We start from the raw sequence: 17259 nt of genomic DNA on the forward strand, positions 1-17259 counted from the left end.
GTGCCGTGACTGCGCACCTGCCCGCCCGAAGCCGTCTCGTCCACGACTCCCTGCGCGCCGCCGGCATCACCGGCGACATCGTCGTGCTGCCCGATGCCGCGTCCACCGCGCCGCTGGCCGCAGCCGCCCTGGGAGTCGAGGTGGGCGCGATCGCGAACAGCCTCGTGTTCTGGTCCGACGGCGAGCCGCTGCTGGTGATGACCAGCGGCGCCCACCGCGTCGACACCGCCGCGCTCGCGGCGAGACTGGGACGCGAGTCGATCGCGCGGGCGACGCCCGAGCAGGTGCGCGAGGCGACCGGCCAGGCGATCGGGGGCGTGGCCCCCACGGGGCATCCGTCGCCCCTGACCACCGTGATCGACGAGGACCTCGCGCGGTACGTCGAGATCTGGGCCGCGGGCGGGACGCCGCACACGGTGTTCCCGATGACCTACGACGAGCTCGTGCGCCTCACCGGCGGCTCGATCGCGAAGGTCGACTGACCTCACTCGATCGGCAGGTCGCGGTACTGCGGCACGAGCGCCTCCCAGCGGCCGCGCCAGTCGGTCGAGTCCTGGTCGTGCGCGAGCAGGGCGTGCAGGTCTTCGAGGTGCACGCGCCACCCGGCCGTGTGGAAGGGGAGGTCGGCGAGGGTCAGGCCCGTGTCCTCGATGGTCAGGATCGCGCCATCGCCGTCGGCCTCGATGCGCGCGGTGAGGCGAGAGACCGTGCCGTCGTCCTCGGTCGACGAGATCACGAGCTCGTGCGGGGGAGCGCAGCGCTCGACGAGGCATTCGCCCTCCCACCCGCTGGTGTAGCGCGTGCGCAGCGTCGCGCCCTCGGCAGGCTCGCCCTCGACCACGCACAGCCAGCGCGCCAACCGCGCGGGCTCGCTGACGGCGCTCCACAGGTCTTGCACGCTCGTCGGGAAGCGGGACGACGCGCGCAGCCGCCCGCGCCCGTCGCTCTGGCGGTGCATGCTCGTCTCGATGCGTGCGCCGGTGGTCTCGTTCGTCATCGGTCCTTCTCCTCACGTCGCCCGCGGGCGACCTCGGTGTGCAGCGCGTCCAGGCGCTGGATCCACAGCCGCCGGTACGGCTCGAGCCACTCGCCGAGCTGTTCGAGCGGCTCGGGGTGCAGCCGGTAGATGCGCCGCTGGCCCTCCACGGATGACTCGACGAGGCCGGCGTCGCGCAGCAGCCGCAGGTGTCGCGAGACGCCGGACTGCGCGATCGGCACGAGCTCGGTGAGCTCGCCGACCGAGCGCGGGCCGTCGCGCAGAGCGTCGAGCAGCGCCCGACGATGCGGTTCCGAGACGGCGGCGAGCACAGTGTCCATGCGCTGAGATTACACGACCATGTATATACACGCAAGTGTAAATATACGTCGCACCGTGTCACGCGATGCGGCGGGCGAGCTCGGTCGCGGCATCCGCCACCAGCGCCGCCAGCCTCTCGGCATCGGCGCGGGCCCCGGGGTCGGCGCCGTCGGGCCACGTGACCGCGATCGCGGCGGCCGGCCACCCCGCGTGGTCGCGCACGACGACCCCGATCGAGCGCAGGCCGAGGGTCACCTCGCCGTCCTCGACGGCGTAGCCGCGCGCGCGGGCCTCGCGCAGCACGTCGCGCAGCTCGCGCGGAGTCGCCGGGCCCCGCCCGGTGCGATCGGCGAAGGCGCTCCGGTCGGGGTAGAGCGCCCGCACCTGCTCGCCGGGCATGGCCGCGAGCATCGCACGGCCCGTCGCGGTGAGATGCGCGGGAAGCCGCACGCCCACGTCGGTCACGAGCGCGGGCCGGCGCGGCGCGCGCTCCTCGACGATGTAGAGCACGTCGCGCCCGGTCATCACGGCCAGGTGCGCGCTCTCGCCGGCGCGGTCGGCGAGGCCCGCGACGAGCGGACGCCCCAGCCGCGCGAGCGGCTGCTGCCGCGCGTAGCCTCCGGCGAGCTCGAACGCGGCCGTGCCGAGACCCCAGCGCCGCTCGGCCGGCACGTGCACGACGAACCCGTGCGCCGCGAGGGTGCCGAGCAGGTGATACACGGTCGACCGCGGGATTCCGAGCTGCGTCGCGATCGCCTGGGCCGCAGCGGGCCCGCGCTGGCGCGCGAGGAACGACAGGATCCGCAGCGTCTGGTCCGCCGCGGGCACCTGGGGCTTCGAGGCAACGTCTGAGATCACAGACACAGGATGCCACGACCCGCTGTCACCCGCGCATCGCCCGGTGTGGAATCGGGGCATGAGCACCGTCGCCCCCACGCTCGCCGTCGTCACCGTCGGCGCAGCCCCCCTGCGTCCTGAAGACGTCGTCGCCGTCGCCCGCAACGGCGCCCGAGTCGAGATCGATCCCCGCGCGATCGCGCGAGTCGAGGCATCCCGCGCCCTCGTCGAGGCGCTCGCGGACGACCCGGCCCCGCACTACGGCATCTCGACCGGCTTCGGCGCGCTCGCCACCACCTTCATCGCCCCCGAGCGGCGCCGGCAGCTGCAGGCCTCGCTCATCCGCTCGCACGCCGCCGGCACCGGGGCAGAGGTCGAGACCGAGGTCGTGCGCGCACTTCAGCTGCTGCGCCTGCAGACCCTCGCGACCGGGCACACCGGCGTGCGGCCCGTCGTCGCCCTGACGTACGCCGCGATGCTCAACGCCGGCATCACGCCGATCGTCCGCGAATACGGGTCGCTCGGCTGCTCAGGAGACCTCGCGCCGCTCGCCCACATCGCGCTCGCCGCGATGGGCGAGGGCGAGGTGCGGGTCGTCGCCCCCGGTCGTACAGCCGACGAAACCGGCGACTCGACACCCGTTCCGGCCGCCGAGGCGCTGGCCGAGGCATCCGTCTCGCCCCTCGTGCTGAGCGAGAAAGAGGGACTCGCGCTCATCAACGGCACCGACGGCATGCTCGGGATGCTGCTGCTGGAGCTGCACGACCTGCAGGCGCTGCTCGACACGGCCGACATCGCCGCCGCGATGTCGATCGAGTCGCAGCTGGGCACCGACGCCGTGTTCGCGGGGGACCTCATGGCGCTTCGGCCCCAGGCCGGGCAGACCGAGTCGGCGGCGAACCTGCGCGCGCTGCTCGCAGGCTCGGGCATCATGGCCTCGCACCGCGACCCTTCGGTGTGCACGCGCGTGCAGGACGCCTACTCGCTGCGCTGCGCGCCCCAGGTGCACGGCGCCGCCCGCGACACGCTCGCGCACGCGCGGCGCATCGCCTCGCGCGAACTCGCGTCGGCCGTCGACAACCCCGTCATCACCGACGACGGCCGGGTCGAGTCGAACGGCAACTTCCACGGCGCGCCCGTGGCGTACGTGCTGGACTTCCTCGCGATCGCCGTCGCCGACGTCGCCTCGATGTCGGAGCGGCGCACCGACCGGGCGCTCGACGTCGCGCGCTCGAACGGACTGCCGCCGTTCCTCGCGCACGAGGTCGGCGTCGACTCGGGCCTCATGATCGCGCAGTACTCCGCGGCGGGGATCGTCTCGGAGCTCAAGCGCCTCGCGGCACCGGCCTCCGTCGACTCGATCCCGTCTTCGGCGATGCAGGAGGACCACGTCTCGATGGGCTGGGCCGCCGCCCGCAAGCTGCGCCGGGCGATCGACGGACTGGCGCGGGTGCTGGCGATCGAGGTGCTCACGGGCGCCCGCGCCCTCGACCTGCGGGCGCCGCTCGCCCCGGCGCCCGCGACCGGCGCGGTGCGCGACCTCGTGCGCGGGGCCGTCGTCGGCCCCGGCCCCGACCGGTTCCTGTCACCCGACCTCGAGGCCGTGACCGAACTGGTGCTGTCGGGGGCCGTGGCGGATGCCGCAGCCCGAGCCGGAGGCGCCCGATGACCAGCCGATCAGCGGACATCAGGCGTTCTGAGGACGGATTCCGTCGATCCCGCCTCAGATCCGCAGATCTCCTCATCACCGCAGACGACACACTCGCGAAGGAGCAGTGACATGACCGCGACGACCGATGCCACGACCGAGGGCGGCGAACGCACCGTGCGCGCCGCGCGCGGCGCCGAGCGCACCGCAAAGAGCTGGGGCGCCGAGGCCGCCAAGCGCATGCTCATGAACAACCTCGATCCCGAGGTCGCCGAGCACCCCGAAGACCTCGTCGTGTACGGCGGAACCGGCCGCGCCGCACGCTCGTGGCAGGCCTTCGACGCGATCGTGCGCACCCTCGACGAGCTCGAACCCGACGAGACGCTGCTCGTGCAGTCGGGCAAGCCGGTGGGCGTGTTCCGCACGCACGAGTGGGCGCCGCGCGTGCTCATCGCGAACTCCAACCTCGTGGGGGACTGGGCGACGTGGCCCGAGTTCCGCCGCCTTGAGGCGCTCGGCCTCACGATGTACGGCCAGATGACCGCGGGCTCGTGGATCTACATCGGCACCCAGGGCATCCTGCAGGGCACGTACGAGACGTTCGCCGCGGTCGCGCGGTCGCTCGGCCGCGACACGCTCGCCGGAACCCTGACCCTCACAGCCGGCTGCGGCGGCATGGGCGGCGCCCAGCCGCTGGCCGTGACGCTCAACGCCGGAGCGGTGCTCATCGTCGACGTCGACGAGTCGCGCCTCGCGCGCCGCGTCGAGCACGGCTACCTCGACGAGTACACGACCGACCTCGACGCGGCCGTCGCTCGGGTCGCCGCCGCGCGCGAGGCGGGCGAGGCGCTCTCGGTCGGAGTCGTCGGCAACGCCGCGTCGGTGTTCGGCGAACTGCTGCTGCGCCACCGCGCCGGCGACATCACGGTCGACGTCGTGACCGACCAGACCAGCGCCCACGACCCGCTCGCCTACCTTCCGGTCGGCATCGCCTTCGAGGACTGGAAGGACGAGGCATCCCGCGATCCCGAAGGGTTCACCGCCCGCGCTCGCGGCTCGATGGCCAAGCACGTCGCGGCGATGGTCGGCTTTCAGGATGCCGGCGCCGAGGTGTTCGACTACGGCAACTCGATCCGCGCCGAGGCGCAACTGGGCGGGTTCGAGCGGGCGTTCGAGTTTCCGGGGTTCGTGCCGGCGTACATCCGGCCGCAGTTCGCCGAGGGGCGCGGCCCGTTCCGGTGGGTGGCGCTGTCGGGTGACCCCGACGACATCCGCAAGACCGACCGCGCCGTGATGGACCTCTTCCCCGACAACGCCGGGCTCGTGCGGTGGCTCGAGAAGGCGGGCGACGCCGTGCACTTCGAGGGGCTGCCCGCGCGCATCTGCTGGCTCGGGTATCAGGAGCGCCACCTCGCCGGGTTGAGGTTCAACGAGATGGTCGCGTCGGGCGAACTGGCAGGCCCCATCGTGATCGGCCGCGACCACCTCGACGCCGGCTCGGTCGCGAGCCCCTACCGCGAGACCGAGCAGATGGCCGACGGGTCGGACGCGATCGCCGACTGGCCCCTGCTCAATGCTCTGCTCAACACCGCGTCGGGCGCCTCGTGGGTGTCGATCCACCACGGCGGCGGCGTCGGCATCGGCCGGTCGATCCACGCCGGCCAGGTCACGGTCGCCGACGGCACGGCGCTCGCCGCCGAAAAGCTCACGCGCGTGCTGACGAACGACCCCGGCACCGGAGTGATGCGGCACGTCGACGCCGGGTACCCCCGGGCGGTCGAGGTCGCCCGCGAGCGGGGGCTCGTGGTGCCGATGCTGGACGAGTGAGGCATCCCGCGGCATCCGCGTCCTGTTCTTCGCGTGAAAGGCCCGTTCAGGGGGTCATTTCGGGACAGGCAGCCGCGATAGTGGGACATGCACGCTGTGAGGGACGAGGAAGGGAACGGATGCCGTGACCGCGACGCTCATCACGAACATCGGCGAACTGACGACCAACGTCGCTCGCGACGACGACCCGTGCGGCACGCTGCAGGGCGCCGCCGTGCTCGTCTCGCGGGGCCGTGTCGCATGGGTCGGCCTCGCCGCCGACGCCCCGCGTCTCACCGACGCTGAGACTCCACCCGCAGCAGAGGGCCGAATCGAGGTCGTCGACGCCGCGGGACGCGCGGTCATCCCCGGGTTCGTCGACAGCCACACGCACCTCGTGTTCGGCGGCGACCGCGCGGACGAGTTCGAGGCGCGCATGGCCGGGCAGGCGTATGCCGCGGGCGGCATACGCCGCACGGTCGCGGCCACCCGCGCGGCGAGCGACGACGAGCTGCGCAGGCGCCTGGCCGGGTTCGTCCGCGAACTCCACGCGCAGGGCACGACGACGTTCGAAGTGAAAACCGGCTACGGCCTCACCGTCGCCGACGAAGAGCGTCTCGCGCGGCTCGCGGCCGAGGTCACGCCCGAGGTCACCTTCCTCGGTGCGCATGTCGTGCCCCCCGAGTTCGCCGATCGGCGCGACGAGTACGTCGAGCTCGTCTGCGGCGACATGCTGCGGGCGTGCGCGCCGCACACCCGGTGGGTCGACGTCTTCTGCGAGACCGGCGCCTTCACACCCGACGAGGCGCGCCGCGTGCTGACCGCCGGAATCGCCCACGGCCTCGCGGCGCGCGTGCACGGCAACCAGCTCGGACCGGGCGCGGGCGTGCGCCTCGCGGTCGCCCTGGGCGCGGCATCCGTCGATCACTGCACGTATCTCGACGACACGGATGCCGCGGCCCTCGCCGCGTCGGACACGGTCGCGACCCTGCTGCCGGGCGTCGAGTTCTCGACGCGCCAGCCCTACCCGGATGCGAGGCGGCTCATCGACGCCGGCGTCACCGTCGCGCTCGCCAGCGACTGCAACCCCGGATCGAGCTTCACGAGTTCGATGTCCTTCATGATCGCGCTCGCGGTGCGCGAGATGGGCATGACCCCGGCCGAGGCCGTGTGGGCGGCGACCGCGGGCGGGGCCAGGGCGCTGCGCCGCGACGACATCGGTGCGATCGCACCTGGGCGGCGCGCCGACCTGGTGATGCTCGACGCCCCCACGCGCACGCACCTCGCGTACCGCCCCGGCGTGCCGCTGGTCGCGGGCGTCTGGAAGGACGGCGCCCGCCTCGACTGACCCGCGCGGCGGGCGAGACCCCGGGCGCAACTCCTGAGGTCTCTGGTCGACGGCGCCCGGCGTGTCCCGCGGCAGCGGCCCCGGATCTCAGGAGTCGGGTGTGCCGCCCGGCCTCAGCGCGGCGTGTCGAACGACCAGTCGGACGGCTCGAGCGCGTCGACCACGTTCCAGTCGTCGTCGTCCCACGCGAAGGTCGCCACCGCGCAGGTGGGCATGTGCTCGATCCGGTCGCCCGACAGCCGCGCGGCCAGGACGCTCATGCCCGGGTCGTGGGCGACCAGCACGATGCGGGCGGCGTCGGCGTCCGACGCGCGGGACCACAGGGTGCGTGCCGATGCGCCGTAGAGTCGCTCGTCAGCGGTCACCCTCACGCCGAGGGCCTCGCCGAACGCCGCCGCGGTCGTGCGTGCGCGAAGCGCCGTGCTCGTCACGATCGCATCGGCCTCGAACCCTGACTCGGCGAGGCGCCGCGCCATCCGCGGAGCGTCGCGCAGTCCGCGTTCGTTCAGCGGGCGGTCGTGGTCGGCGATCGACGGGTCGCCCCAGTCTGACTTGGCGTGGCGCACCAGCACCAGCCGGATTCCGTCGCGTGTCACGGTCCGCTCCTTCGCTCTCCCACGGCCAGCCCCGCGAGCAGTTCGAGCACGCAGAGGGCGGCCAGCCGCACCGTGCGTCCGTCGGGCGCGTCGGCGGCGGCATCCACTTCGACGATGTCGGCGCTCGTGACACGCCGATCGGATGCCGCGGCCCGCGCGAGCGCGCGCAACTCGTGCGCCGCCAGCCCGCCAGGCACCGACGCCGGGCACCCCGGCGCCACCGACCGATCGCACACGTCCACATCGATGTCGAGGTGGACGCGGGCCGCCGAGCCGCCGGCACCCGCGATCTGGAGGGCCTCGGCCATGACATCGCCGGGGTCGCGCCGCCGCAGCTCGTCGAGGGTGACGACCGTGATGCCCCAGTCGGCCGCGCGGCGCGCGTAGGCGACGGAGTTCGCGAAGTCGGCGATCCCGAGCTGCACGATCCGCGCCGGATCGAGCCCGTCTTCGACGAGCCGGCGCACGGGCGAGCCGTTGGACACTCCGTCGCGCAGGTCGAAGTGCGCGTCGATCGTGACGAGTCCCGTCGCAGCCGCCCCCTGCGCCACCGGGTACGTCGCGGAGTTGTCGCCCCCCAGCGCGATGACCAATCCGCTGCGCGGTGCGAGCCGCGCGACAGCGGAGCGCACCGCCGCCTCGCCCTCGGGACCGTCCGGCTCGGCGACGTCGCCCGCGTCGACGATGCGCAGCGCGTCGCCGAGGTCGACAGCGCCCGCCGACTCGCCGCGCGCGCCCAGCTGGGTCGGGCTGTAGCGCCGCAGCGCCTCTCGCACCGCGGCGGGGGTGGCGTGCGCACCGGTGGGGGAGAGCGACGTGCGCCACGTCGGGACGCCGAGGATCGTCGCATCCGCCGCATCGCCATCGGCCGCAGCCCACCCGCCCGCGCGCGGCCACAGCGGGTCAGTCGGCAGCGTCACGCGACTCGTCGATCGAGGAGGCGACGTAGGCCCATGCCGTGCGGCCGCTGGCGAGGGTCACGGGCGTGCGAGAGAACATCCACAGGGCGAAGTCGTCGCGTGAGTCGAGCTCCTGCTCGGTGAGGTGGATCACCTTGCCGAACACCTTGTCGAGCGGATTGCCCGTCGGGCGGATGATCGGATGCTGCTGCTGACCCGACCACTCGGCGATCTGCCGGTCCGGCACCTCGATGTACGAGAGCTTGTAGCCCACGAGCACGTCGTCGTCGCCCGTGACGATGCGCCCGAACACCGAACGCTGAAGGTCGGGGTTCAAGAGGGTCCCGTAGCTGAAGACGGCCAGTTCATCGCGTGCGGCCATGGTTCCAGGCTACTCACCGCCCCGCCGCGTGTCAGCCGAGGAGCGCGTGTGCGACGGTGAAGATCGCCAGGCCCGCGAGTGCGCCGACGATCGTGCCGTTGAGCCGGATGTACTGCAGGTCGCGGCCCACCATGAGCTCGATCTTCTCGGTCGTCTCGGCGGCGTCCCACCGCGCCACGGTGTCGGTGATGATCGAGGCGATGTCGTGCCGGTAGCGCTCGACGGCGAAGACGGCGGCGTCGGTCACCCAGGTGTCGACGCGGCTCTGAAGCGAGGCATCCGTCACCAGCCGGTCGCCGATCTGCGCGAGCGCGTCGACCATCCGACGTCGCAGCGAGCTGTCGCTGTCGCCCAGCGAGGTGAGCAGGCCCGACTTCGCCGCGTTCCACGCCTCGCCGGCGAGCTCGCGCACGCGCGGGCTGTCGAAGACGGCGACCTTCGCGTCTTCGAGGCGCCCGATGGTGGCCGGGTCGTGCTGCAGATGGTCGGCGAGGCGTGCGAGGTAGCCGTCGATCGCGATGCGGGCGGGATGCTGCGGCTCGGCCTGCACCGCGGCGATGAACTTGACCGCCTCGTTGTAGACGGCGTCGTCGACCAGGCGCTGCGCGATGGAGGGCACCCACGACGGCAGGCGGCGCGAGACCAGCCCGTGGAACGACGTCTGGTTGGCGCGCAGCCACCCTGCGACGCTGTCGACGGCGAGGTCGACCGCGCCGCGGTGGGCGCCCGCGTCGACGACGCGCTGGAGCCATTCGCCGAGCGGCGGCCCCCAGTCCGGCGCGATGAGGTGCTCGCGCGCGAGCGATTCGATGACCTCTTGCACGTCGTCGTCGCTCAGGGCGCGCAGGAGCCCTGCGGCGATGACGGATGCCTCGTCCGCCACGCGCTCCGCGTGTGCGGGCTCGCGCAGCCATTCGCCCAGGCGCGCGGCGATCGCGGTCGACTCGAGCTTGGCTCGCACGACGTCGCCGCGCAGGAACTCGGTCTCGACGAACTCGCCGAGGTTGCGGCCGATCTCGTCCTTGCGGTTGGGGATGATCGCGGTGTGCGGGATCGGGATGCCGAGCGGGTGCCGGAAGAGCGCGGTGACGGCGAACCAGTCGGCGAGCGCGCCGACCATGCCGCCCTCGGCGGCGGCGCGCACGTACGCGAGCCACGGGTAGTGTCCCTGCAGCGCGAACGCGACGACGAACACGACGGCCATGAACCCGAGCGCGCCGAGCGCGACGCCCTTCATCACCCGCAGCCCGTGCCGACGCTCCTGGTCGGCGGGGCTCAGCAGAGCGGTGGGTGTGCGCGTCATCCGGTCATCTTCGCACGGGGGTGCGACGCACGCTCAGCCTGCGGCGCGGCGCACCAGCTCCGCGATGCGCTCCTCTTCGGCCTTCGTGAGCGAGAGGATGGCGTACGACGTGGGCCACATCTGACCGTCGTCGAGCTGCGCCGTGGTCTCGAAGCCGAGGGTGGCGTAGCGGTCCTTGAACTTCGCCGCGGGCTTGAAGAAGACGACGACCTTGCCGCCGAGCGTGTACGCCGGGAAGCCGTACCACGTCTTCGAGCCCAGCTGCGGGGCGACGCGGGTCACGATCGCGTCCAGGCCCTCGGCGATCGCGCGGTCGGAGTCCTGCATGCCCGCGATCGCGTCGAGCAGATCCTGACGATCGATCGCGGCCTTCTCGTCGGCGCTCTTGCCTTTGCGCTCCTGCGCCTTGAGCTCGGCGGCTCGCGCCCGCATCGCGGCGCGCTCTTCGGCGGTGAATCCGGATTTGGTGTCTCGTGCAGTGCTCATGACGACGACGATACGGATGCTTCGCGCCCCGCGCTTCTCGATTCCTGACCGGTCTGCGCCGCCGCCCACCTCGTCGAGTACGCGGTTTCTCGCCGAATGACCCCGTTGTCTTCATGAACGACATGCGGTCTCGGCGAGAACGTGCGTACTCGACGAGGCGGGGGGCGGGGGCGGGGACAGGGAAAGGGGGCAGTCAGCTCTCGAGCGGACCGAGCCACGCCGTGGCGACCGTCGCGTGCGCCGACTCGGGGTCGGACGGATGGAACAGCCCCGCCAGCACGTCGCGATACAGCCGACCCAGCTCGCTCGAGGCGAAGTACGACGAGCCGCCCGCGACGAGCACGGCGTCGTCGACGACGCGTTTGGCGGTCGTCGCCGCCCGGTGCTTGATGCCCGACAGCAGCGAGAACCAGCGCGCGCCGTGGTCGGCCTGCTCGTCGATGTCGCGGCCGAGGGCGGCCAGCTGCGGCGGCAGCGCGTCGTATGCGAGCGCCATGTCGGCCACGCGCCAGCGGATGTCGGGGTCCTGGCTGTAGGCGAGCCCGATGCGCTTCGAGCGGCGCTTCGCGGCGGTCTCGACGGCGAGGTCGAGCGCGCGCCGGGCGATGCCGGTGTAGACGGAGGCCAGCAGCAGTTCGAAGACGCTGAAGATGCCGAACACGATCGGATCGGGGTTCGGCCCGGGCGCGATGCGCCGCACCACGCGATCGGCGGGTGCGATAGCGCCGTGCAGTTCGGTGGTGCGGCTCTGCGTGCCGCGCATGCCCAGCGTGTCCCAGTCGTCGCGCGTCACGATCCGCCCCGCGGCCTCTTCGCCGCGCGGCACGAACGCGTAGACCATGCGCGGCGCGTCGTCCGACGTGGTGTCGAGCCCGTGCAGGCCGAGCTGCGTCCACACCGGCGCGAGCGAGGTGAAGATCTTCGTGCCGGTGAACGCGTAGCCGCCGTCGGCGGTGGGAGAGGCATCCGTGTCGCTGCCGAACAGCACGAGGTCGTTGCCGGCCTCGCTGATGCCGAACGCGAACACCTCGCCCGCCGCGGCGCCTTCGTGCACGAAGCGCAGCGCGTCGAGGCCGCGATCGGCGAGCACCTTCGCCACGCCCGTCCACACCAGGTGCATGTTGATCGCGAGGGCGGTCGCCGGCGCCGCGGTCGCGAGCCGCTGCTGCAGAGCGGATGCCTCGGCCAGCCCCAGCCCCGCCCCGCCGAGCTCGCGCGGCACGAGGATCGCGAGGTACCCGGCATCCTTCAACTGGTCGAGGTCCTCCTGCGGGAAGAGGTTCTCACGGTCGTAGCGCGCGGCGCGGCCGCGGATGCGCTCGAGCAGGTCGTCGGGCAGGTGCGCGGCGGGATCGAAGTCGGTCACCCTGCCATTGTGGCCCGGGCGGGCAACGCCGTGGGCGGTCAGTCGCGCAGCGCCTCGCGCATGAGCGCAATGGTGTCTTCGGGCAGGTCGCGATGCGGCGAGTGGCCCGCTCCCGCGACGATCGACACCGTGATCAGCGCATTGGCCTCGGCGACCTCGGCGGCGGGCTTGCCCGCGAAGATGCTGAAGACGGCCGGGTCGGCGGCGATCACGCGGGTCGGCACGGCAAGGGCGGTCGCGGCATCCCGCACGTCCCACTCGGGGTTCTGCGCGCTCGTCTGCTCGACCGCCCAGCGGCTCGCCTGCTGCGCCGCACTGGCCTTCAGCTCGATGTCGAGGGGGTGCCAGTGCGGATGCTCGCGTCGCACCGCGTGCGGGCTCGGGTCGGCGAAGGACTGCTCCTGGCTGACGCGCACGTTCTCGCGGTCGTCCTCGGTGAGGTGGATCGCCGGGTCGACGAGCACGAGCCGGCGGGTCCACTCGGCGTCGCGCGCGGCGGCCAGGACCGCCGCGGCGCCGCCCAGCGAGTGGGCGATCACGAGGTCCCACGCCCCGCCGTCCGCGCGCGTCGCGACGACATCGGCGGCGTACGCCTCGAGCGTGTAGTCGAGCGTGCGTGGTGCGTCTGCGTGGCCGCGCAGGTCGACCGCATCCGCCCGCCAGCCGTCGTCGGCAAGTGCTGTGCCGTAGCGCCACATCAGCGCGGCGTTCGAGCCGAGACCGTGGATGAGCAGGGCACGGCGCGCAGCCGCGGGGTGGCCCCACGAGCGGCGGGGGAGGAGGACGGGTGCGGGCATGGCGTCCAGCCTAAGGTCGCGGGCCGCGCTACGAGGTGACCGTGTGCACCGGCTCGGTGTCGGGGATGGGACTTGCGTCGCCGTGTCGCAGGTCGGGGAATCCGCGGACGAACGCGACCGACACGATCAGTCCCACCGCCGCGAACACCGCCGCCGCCACATAGGCGCCCTGCGCGCCGATACCGTCGATGAGGAACCCCGCCACGGCGGAGCCGGCGGCCGCGCCGATCAGCTGGCCGGTCGCGACCCAGCCGAACGCCTCGGCCGTCTCGCTGAACTTGACGCTCGCGGAGGTCATCGCGAACAGCACCGCGAGGGCGGGGGCGACGCCGATGCCCGCGATCACGAGCGTCCCGGAGAGCCACCCGACCGTGCCGCCGAGCCACACGACGTCGAGCATGAGGGCCGTCAGGCTCAGCCCGACGGTGACGATGAGCAGACGCCGGGCCATCGCCCACGGTCCGATCGGGATGTGGCCGAACGCGAGGCCGCCGCCGAGGCTTCCGACCGAGAAGAGCGCCAGCACGATTCCGGCCTCGAGCCCCTCGTGCCCGAAGGTCGCCACGACCCCCGCCTCGACCGCCGCGCACGCGCCGATCAGAAGGAACCCGACGACGGTCGCGAGCACCACGGCGGGCTTGCCGAGCACGCGGCCCAGGCCGCGGCGGCTGCGCGGGATGCGCACGCGCCCGACCTCGGGTGACAAGATGAACCACGCCCCGCCGCCTGCGAGGATCACGACGATCACGAGGAGCCCCTGGACGGTTCCGACCTGAGTGGCGACGACCGTGATGAGCACCGGCGCGATGATCCAGATGATCTCCTGCAGGCTCGCGTCGAGCGAGAACAGCGGGGTCAGCTGCTTGGAGTTGACCATCTTCGGGTAGATCGTGCGCACCGCGGACTGCACGGGCGGGGTGGACAGTCCGGTGACCAGCCCCAGCACCATGTACGCGGGAAGAGGCATCCGCACCAGTGCCATCACGGTGATGCCGAGCGCGCACACGGCGAGGGTCGTGGTGAGCACGCGGCGCATGCCCCATACGCCCATCCAGCGGCTCGTGACCGGCCCTGCGATCGCCTGGCCGACGCTCGTGGCCGCCAGGACGAGCCCCGCCGCGCCGTAGGAGCCGGTCACCTGCTCGATGTGCAGCAGGATCGCCAGGCTCGTCATGCCGTTGGGAAACCGCGCGGTCAGCTGCGCGGCGATGATGCGCCCCACCCCGGGCGTTCGCAGAAGATCCCGATACCCCGCCACGCGTCCACGTTATCGAACGAGCGGCGCCTGGCCGCGACACGCCGGTGACACGCCCGAGTGTCGTCCACGGGCCAAATCGATGTCGGAGGCCCTCCGTAGTGTCAGACCTGTGGACGGATGCCGCGGCCGCGGCCGGGAACCGCGTGATTCCGGCCTTCTCGAGCCCACCTGAAAGATCGCCGGCTGTGGATGAAACGGTGGAGAACCTGTGTTGTACATGTGGGGAACGGTGGAAAACTACACGGATGTAACTACTATCCCTTGTGGTTGTTCCGAATGTCGGTACCCATATGTAGTATTGGTGTCTCGGCGGGGGGAACTGCCGGCCAGGAATCGGATGTGAGGAAGAGGGATCGAATATGGCGATCACGGTGTACACGAAGCCTGCTTGCGTCCAGTGCACGGCGACGTACCGCGCGCTCGACTCGAAGGGCATCGACTACGAGGTCCACGACCTCTCCGAGGACCCGGCGGCCCTCGAGCAGGTCAAGGCGCTGGGCTACCTCCAGGCGCCGGTCGTCATCACCGATGACGGCCACTGGTCGGGCTTCCGTCCCGACAAGATCGACGAACTCGCCGCTCGCCTGGCCTGAGACCCGGGTCGAGCTCAGGACCGAACGGAATCCGCGCTCGCGAAAGGGGGAAGCCGTGAGTGTCATCGCGACATCCGCACCGCTTCTCGTCTACTTCTCGAGCGTCTCGGGCAACACGGCGAGGTTCGTCGACAAGCTGGGGCTTCCGGCCGTGCGCATCCGGCTGCACAGCAGCGACGAGATGCCCGAGGTCCGCGAGCCCTTCGTGCTCGTCACCCCGACCTATGGCGGAGGTCAGGGCCGAGGCGAGGAGAAGGGCGCGGTGCCCAAGCAGGTGATCCGGTTCCTCAACGTCGAGGCCAACCGGAAGCACCTGCGCGGAGTGATCTCCGCTGGCAACACCAACTTCGGCGAAGCGTTCTGCCTCGCCGGTGACATCATCAGCCGCAAGTGCGACGTGCCCCACTTGTATCGGCTCGAGCTGTTCGGCACGCCCGAAGACGTCGATCGCGTGAGCGAAGGATTGGAACGATGGTGGAAGCAGCACTGACAGAGAAGACATTCAAGGACGACCCGCGCTTCGAGGGACTGGACTACCACTCCCTCAACGCGATGCTGAACCTGTACGGCACCGACGGGAAGATCCAGTTCGACGCCGACAAGCGCGCCGCCCGCGAGTACTTCCTGCAGCACGTCAACCAGAACACGGTGTTCTTCCACTCCCTCAAGGAGCGCCTGGACTACCTCGTCGAGAAGGAGTACTACGAGCCGGCGGTGCTCGCGAAGTACCCGTTCGAGTTCATCCAGAAGCTCAACGACCTCGCGTACGGCAAGAAGTTCCGCTTCGAGACGTTCCTCGGCGCGTTCAAGTACTACACGAGCTACACGCTCAAGACCTTCGACGGCAAGCGGTTCCTCGAGCGCTTCGAGGACCGCGTCGTGATGACCGCCCTCGGGCTTGCGGACGGCGACCAGAAGCTGGCCGTCGAGCTTGTCGAAGAGATCATCGCCGGCCGCTTCCAGCCCGCGACCCCGACGTTCCTCAACACCGGCAAGGCCCAGCGCGGCGAGCTCGTTTCGTGCTTCCTGCTGCGCATCGAAGACAACATGGAGTCGATCGCCCGCGGCATCAACTCGGCTCTGCAGCTGTCCAAGCGCGGCGGCGGAGTGGCGCTGCTGCTGTCGAACATCCGCGAGTCGGGTGCTCCGATCAAGCAGATCGAGAACCAGTCCAGCGGCATCATCCCGGTCATGAAGCTGCTCGAGGACTCGTTCTCGTACGCGAACCAGCTCGGCGCGCGTCAGGGCGCCGGCGCGGTGTATCTCAACGCGCACCACCCCGACATCATGCGGTTCCTCGACACCAAGCGCGAGAACGCCGACGAGAAGATCCGCATCAAGACGCTGTCGCTGGGCGTCGTGCTGCCCGACATCACCTTCGAGCTCGCCAAGCGCGATGAAGACATGTACCTGTTCTCGCCGTATGACGTCGAGCGCGTGTACGGCGTGCCCTTCGGCGACATCTCGGTGACCGAGAAGTACCACGAGATGGTCGATGACTCGCGCATCAAGAAGACGAAGATCAACGCGCGCGAGTTCTTCCAGACGCTCGCCGAGATCCAGTTCGAGTCCGGCTACCCGTACATCATGTTCGAAGACACCGTGAACCGGGCGAACCCCATCAAGGGCCGGATCAACATGTCGAACCTGTGCAGCGAGATCCTGCAGGTGAACACGCCGACCACCTACAACGAGGACCTCTCGTACGCCGAGATCGGCAAGGACATCTCCTGCAACCTCGGCTCGATGAACATCGCTCTGGCGATGGACGGGCGCGACCTCGGCAAGACGGTCGAGACCGCGATCCGCGCGCTCACCGCGGTCAGCGACCAGAGCCACATCGCCTCGGTGCGCTCGATCGAGGACGGCAACGACCGCTCGCACGCGATCGGCCTCGGCCAGATGAACCTGCATGGGTACCTCGCGCGCGAGCGCGTGCGCTACGGCTCCGAAGAGGGCCTGGACTTCACGAACATCTACTTCTACACGGTCGTGTACCACGCGCTGCGGGCGTCGAACCTCATCGCGATCGAGCGCGGTCAGGTCTTCGACGGCTTCGCCGACTCGACCTACGCGTCGGGGGAGTTCTTCGACAAGTACATCGACGGCGTGTGGGAGCCGCAGACCGCTCGCGTCGCCGAACTGTTCGAGGGCATCCACATCCCCACGCAGGACGACTGGAGGGCGCTGAAGGCCAGCATCCAGGAGCACGGCATCTACAACCAGAACCTGCAGGCCGTGCCCCCGACCGGCTCGATCTCGTACATCAACAACTCGACGAGCTCGATCCACCCGATCGCGTCGAAGATCGAGATCCGCAAGGAAGGCAAGATCGGCCGCGTCTACTACCCGGCGCCGTTCATGACGAACGACAACCTCGAGTACTACGAGGACGCGTACGAGATCGGCTACGAGAAGGTCATCGACACGTATGCCGCAGCCACGCAGCACGTCGACCAGGGCCTGTCGCTGACGCTGTTCTTCAAAGACACCGCGACCACCCGCGACATCAACAAGGCCCAGATCTACGCGTGGAAGAAGGGCATCAAGACGATCTACTACATCCGCCTCCGGCAGCTGGCGCTCGAGGGCACCGAGCAGGAGGGGTGCGTCTCGTGCATGCTCTGACGGATGCCGCCCCCC

The 17259-nt window shown here is 71.0% G+C and carries 18 protein-coding genes; 7 read left to right on the plus strand and 11 right to left on the minus strand.

The features are described 5' to 3' along the window. The first annotated feature begins 5 nt into the window (after positions 1-5). Positions 6-482 (plus strand): YbaK/EbsC family protein, encoded by a 477-nt coding sequence (locus AB1K54_RS02865; protein ID WP_371201199.1) that lies wholly within the window; start codon positions 6-8, stop codon positions 480-482. Positions 483-484: 2 nt separating this feature from the next. On the opposite strand, the gene AB1K54_RS02870 is transcribed toward AB1K54_RS02865, so the two are convergent. The 3 genes from AB1K54_RS02870 to AB1K54_RS02880 are packed head-to-tail and all read right to left on the minus strand — an operon-like array spanning position 485 to position 2125. Then, on the minus strand, positions 485-997 hold the full coding sequence (locus tag AB1K54_RS02870; RefSeq protein ID WP_371201200.1) for an SRPBCC domain-containing protein: 513 nt from the start codon (positions 995-997) through the stop codon (positions 485-487). Further along, the gene (locus tag AB1K54_RS02875; RefSeq protein WP_371201201.1) at positions 994-1317 is read right to left on the minus strand and encodes an ArsR/SmtB family transcription factor; all 324 of its coding nucleotides are present in this window, start codon (positions 1315-1317) and stop codon (positions 994-996) included. The genes AB1K54_RS02870 and AB1K54_RS02875 overlap by 4 nt, the downstream gene beginning before the upstream one ends. Before the next feature lie 58 nt (positions 1318-1375). Then, complete coding sequence (locus AB1K54_RS02880; RefSeq protein WP_371201468.1) at positions 1376-2125, minus strand: IclR family transcriptional regulator; 750 nt, start codon at positions 2123-2125, stop codon at positions 1376-1378. Between the two features lie 88 nt (positions 2126-2213). Between AB1K54_RS02880 and hutH the strand changes: the two genes are divergently transcribed. The 3 genes from hutH to hutI all read left to right on the plus strand — a co-directional run bounded on the left by hutH (position 2214) and on the right by hutI (position 6936). Continuing rightward, on the plus strand, positions 2214-3803 hold the full coding sequence (gene hutH, locus AB1K54_RS02885) for a histidine ammonia-lyase (protein WP_371201202.1): 1590 nt from the start codon (positions 2214-2216) through the stop codon (positions 3801-3803). A 111-nt stretch (positions 3804-3914) separates the two neighbouring features. Further along, positions 3915-5609: a urocanate hydratase gene (gene hutU / locus AB1K54_RS02890; protein ID WP_371201203.1), complete on the plus strand. Its 1695-nt coding sequence runs from the start codon at positions 3915-3917 to the stop codon at positions 5607-5609. 124 nt (positions 5610-5733) lie between these two features. Then, a complete protein-coding gene (gene hutI, locus AB1K54_RS02895) occupies positions 5734-6936 on the plus strand; it encodes an imidazolonepropionase (RefSeq protein WP_371201204.1) in 1203 nt (400 codons plus the stop codon). A 113-nt stretch (positions 6937-7049) separates the two neighbouring features. On the opposite strand, the gene AB1K54_RS02900 is transcribed toward hutI, so the two are convergent. From AB1K54_RS02900 to AB1K54_RS02935, 8 genes are all read right to left on the minus strand, one after another. Next, positions 7050-7532, minus strand: a complete 483-nt coding sequence (locus AB1K54_RS02900) for a histidine phosphatase family protein (RefSeq protein ID WP_371201205.1) — start codon at positions 7530-7532, stop codon at positions 7050-7052. Beyond that, positions 7529-8452 (minus strand): arginase family protein, encoded by a 924-nt coding sequence (locus AB1K54_RS02905; RefSeq protein WP_371201206.1) that lies wholly within the window; start codon positions 8450-8452, stop codon positions 7529-7531. The genes AB1K54_RS02900 and AB1K54_RS02905 overlap by 4 nt, the downstream gene beginning before the upstream one ends. After that, positions 8436-8813, minus strand: coding sequence for a gamma-glutamylcyclotransferase family protein (locus tag AB1K54_RS02910; RefSeq protein WP_371201207.1), 378 nt, complete (start codon positions 8811-8813; stop codon positions 8436-8438). The genes AB1K54_RS02905 and AB1K54_RS02910 overlap by 17 nt, the downstream gene beginning before the upstream one ends. A 31-nt stretch (positions 8814-8844) precedes the next feature. Continuing rightward, positions 8845-10116, minus strand: a complete 1272-nt coding sequence (locus AB1K54_RS02915; protein WP_371201208.1) for a DUF445 domain-containing protein — start codon at positions 10114-10116, stop codon at positions 8845-8847. Between the two features lie 33 nt (positions 10117-10149). Next, positions 10150-10602, minus strand: coding sequence for a hypothetical protein (locus tag AB1K54_RS02920; protein WP_371201209.1), 453 nt, complete (start codon positions 10600-10602; stop codon positions 10150-10152). 193 nt (positions 10603-10795) lie between these two features. Then, positions 10796-11968, minus strand: a complete 1173-nt coding sequence (locus AB1K54_RS02925) for an acyl-CoA dehydrogenase family protein (protein ID WP_371201210.1) — start codon at positions 11966-11968, stop codon at positions 10796-10798. 38 nt (positions 11969-12006) lie between these two features. Further along, a complete protein-coding gene (locus AB1K54_RS02930; protein WP_371201211.1) occupies positions 12007-12765 on the minus strand; it encodes an alpha/beta fold hydrolase in 759 nt (252 codons plus the stop codon). A gap of 28 nt (positions 12766-12793) precedes the next feature. After that, positions 12794-14023 (minus strand): MFS transporter, encoded by a 1230-nt coding sequence (locus AB1K54_RS02935; protein ID WP_371201212.1) that lies wholly within the window; start codon positions 14021-14023, stop codon positions 12794-12796. A gap of 359 nt (positions 14024-14382) precedes the next feature. Here AB1K54_RS02935 and nrdH point away from each other — a divergent pair, with 359 nt between their 5' ends. The 3 genes from nrdH to nrdE are packed head-to-tail and all read left to right on the plus strand — an operon-like array spanning position 14383 to position 17244. After that, positions 14383-14616 (plus strand): glutaredoxin-like protein NrdH, encoded by a 234-nt coding sequence (gene nrdH / locus AB1K54_RS02940; RefSeq protein WP_371201213.1) that lies wholly within the window; start codon positions 14383-14385, stop codon positions 14614-14616. Between the two features lie 55 nt (positions 14617-14671). After that, complete coding sequence (gene nrdI / locus AB1K54_RS02945; protein ID WP_371201214.1) at positions 14672-15106, plus strand: class Ib ribonucleoside-diphosphate reductase assembly flavoprotein NrdI; 435 nt, start codon at positions 14672-14674, stop codon at positions 15104-15106. Then, positions 15088-17244 carry a class 1b ribonucleoside-diphosphate reductase subunit alpha gene (gene nrdE / locus AB1K54_RS02950; RefSeq protein WP_371201215.1) on the plus strand — a complete coding sequence of 719 codons (2157 nt, stop codon included), beginning with the start codon at positions 15088-15090 and terminating at the stop codon, positions 17242-17244. Before nrdI ends, nrdE begins: the two co-directional genes overlap by 19 nt. The last annotated feature ends 15 nt before the right edge of the window (positions 17245-17259 follow it).

Source organism: Microbacterium sp. BWT-B31 (assembly GCF_041379855.1).
In the GTDB taxonomy this organism is placed as follows: Bacteria; Actinomycetota; Actinomycetes; order Actinomycetales; family Microbacteriaceae; genus Microbacterium.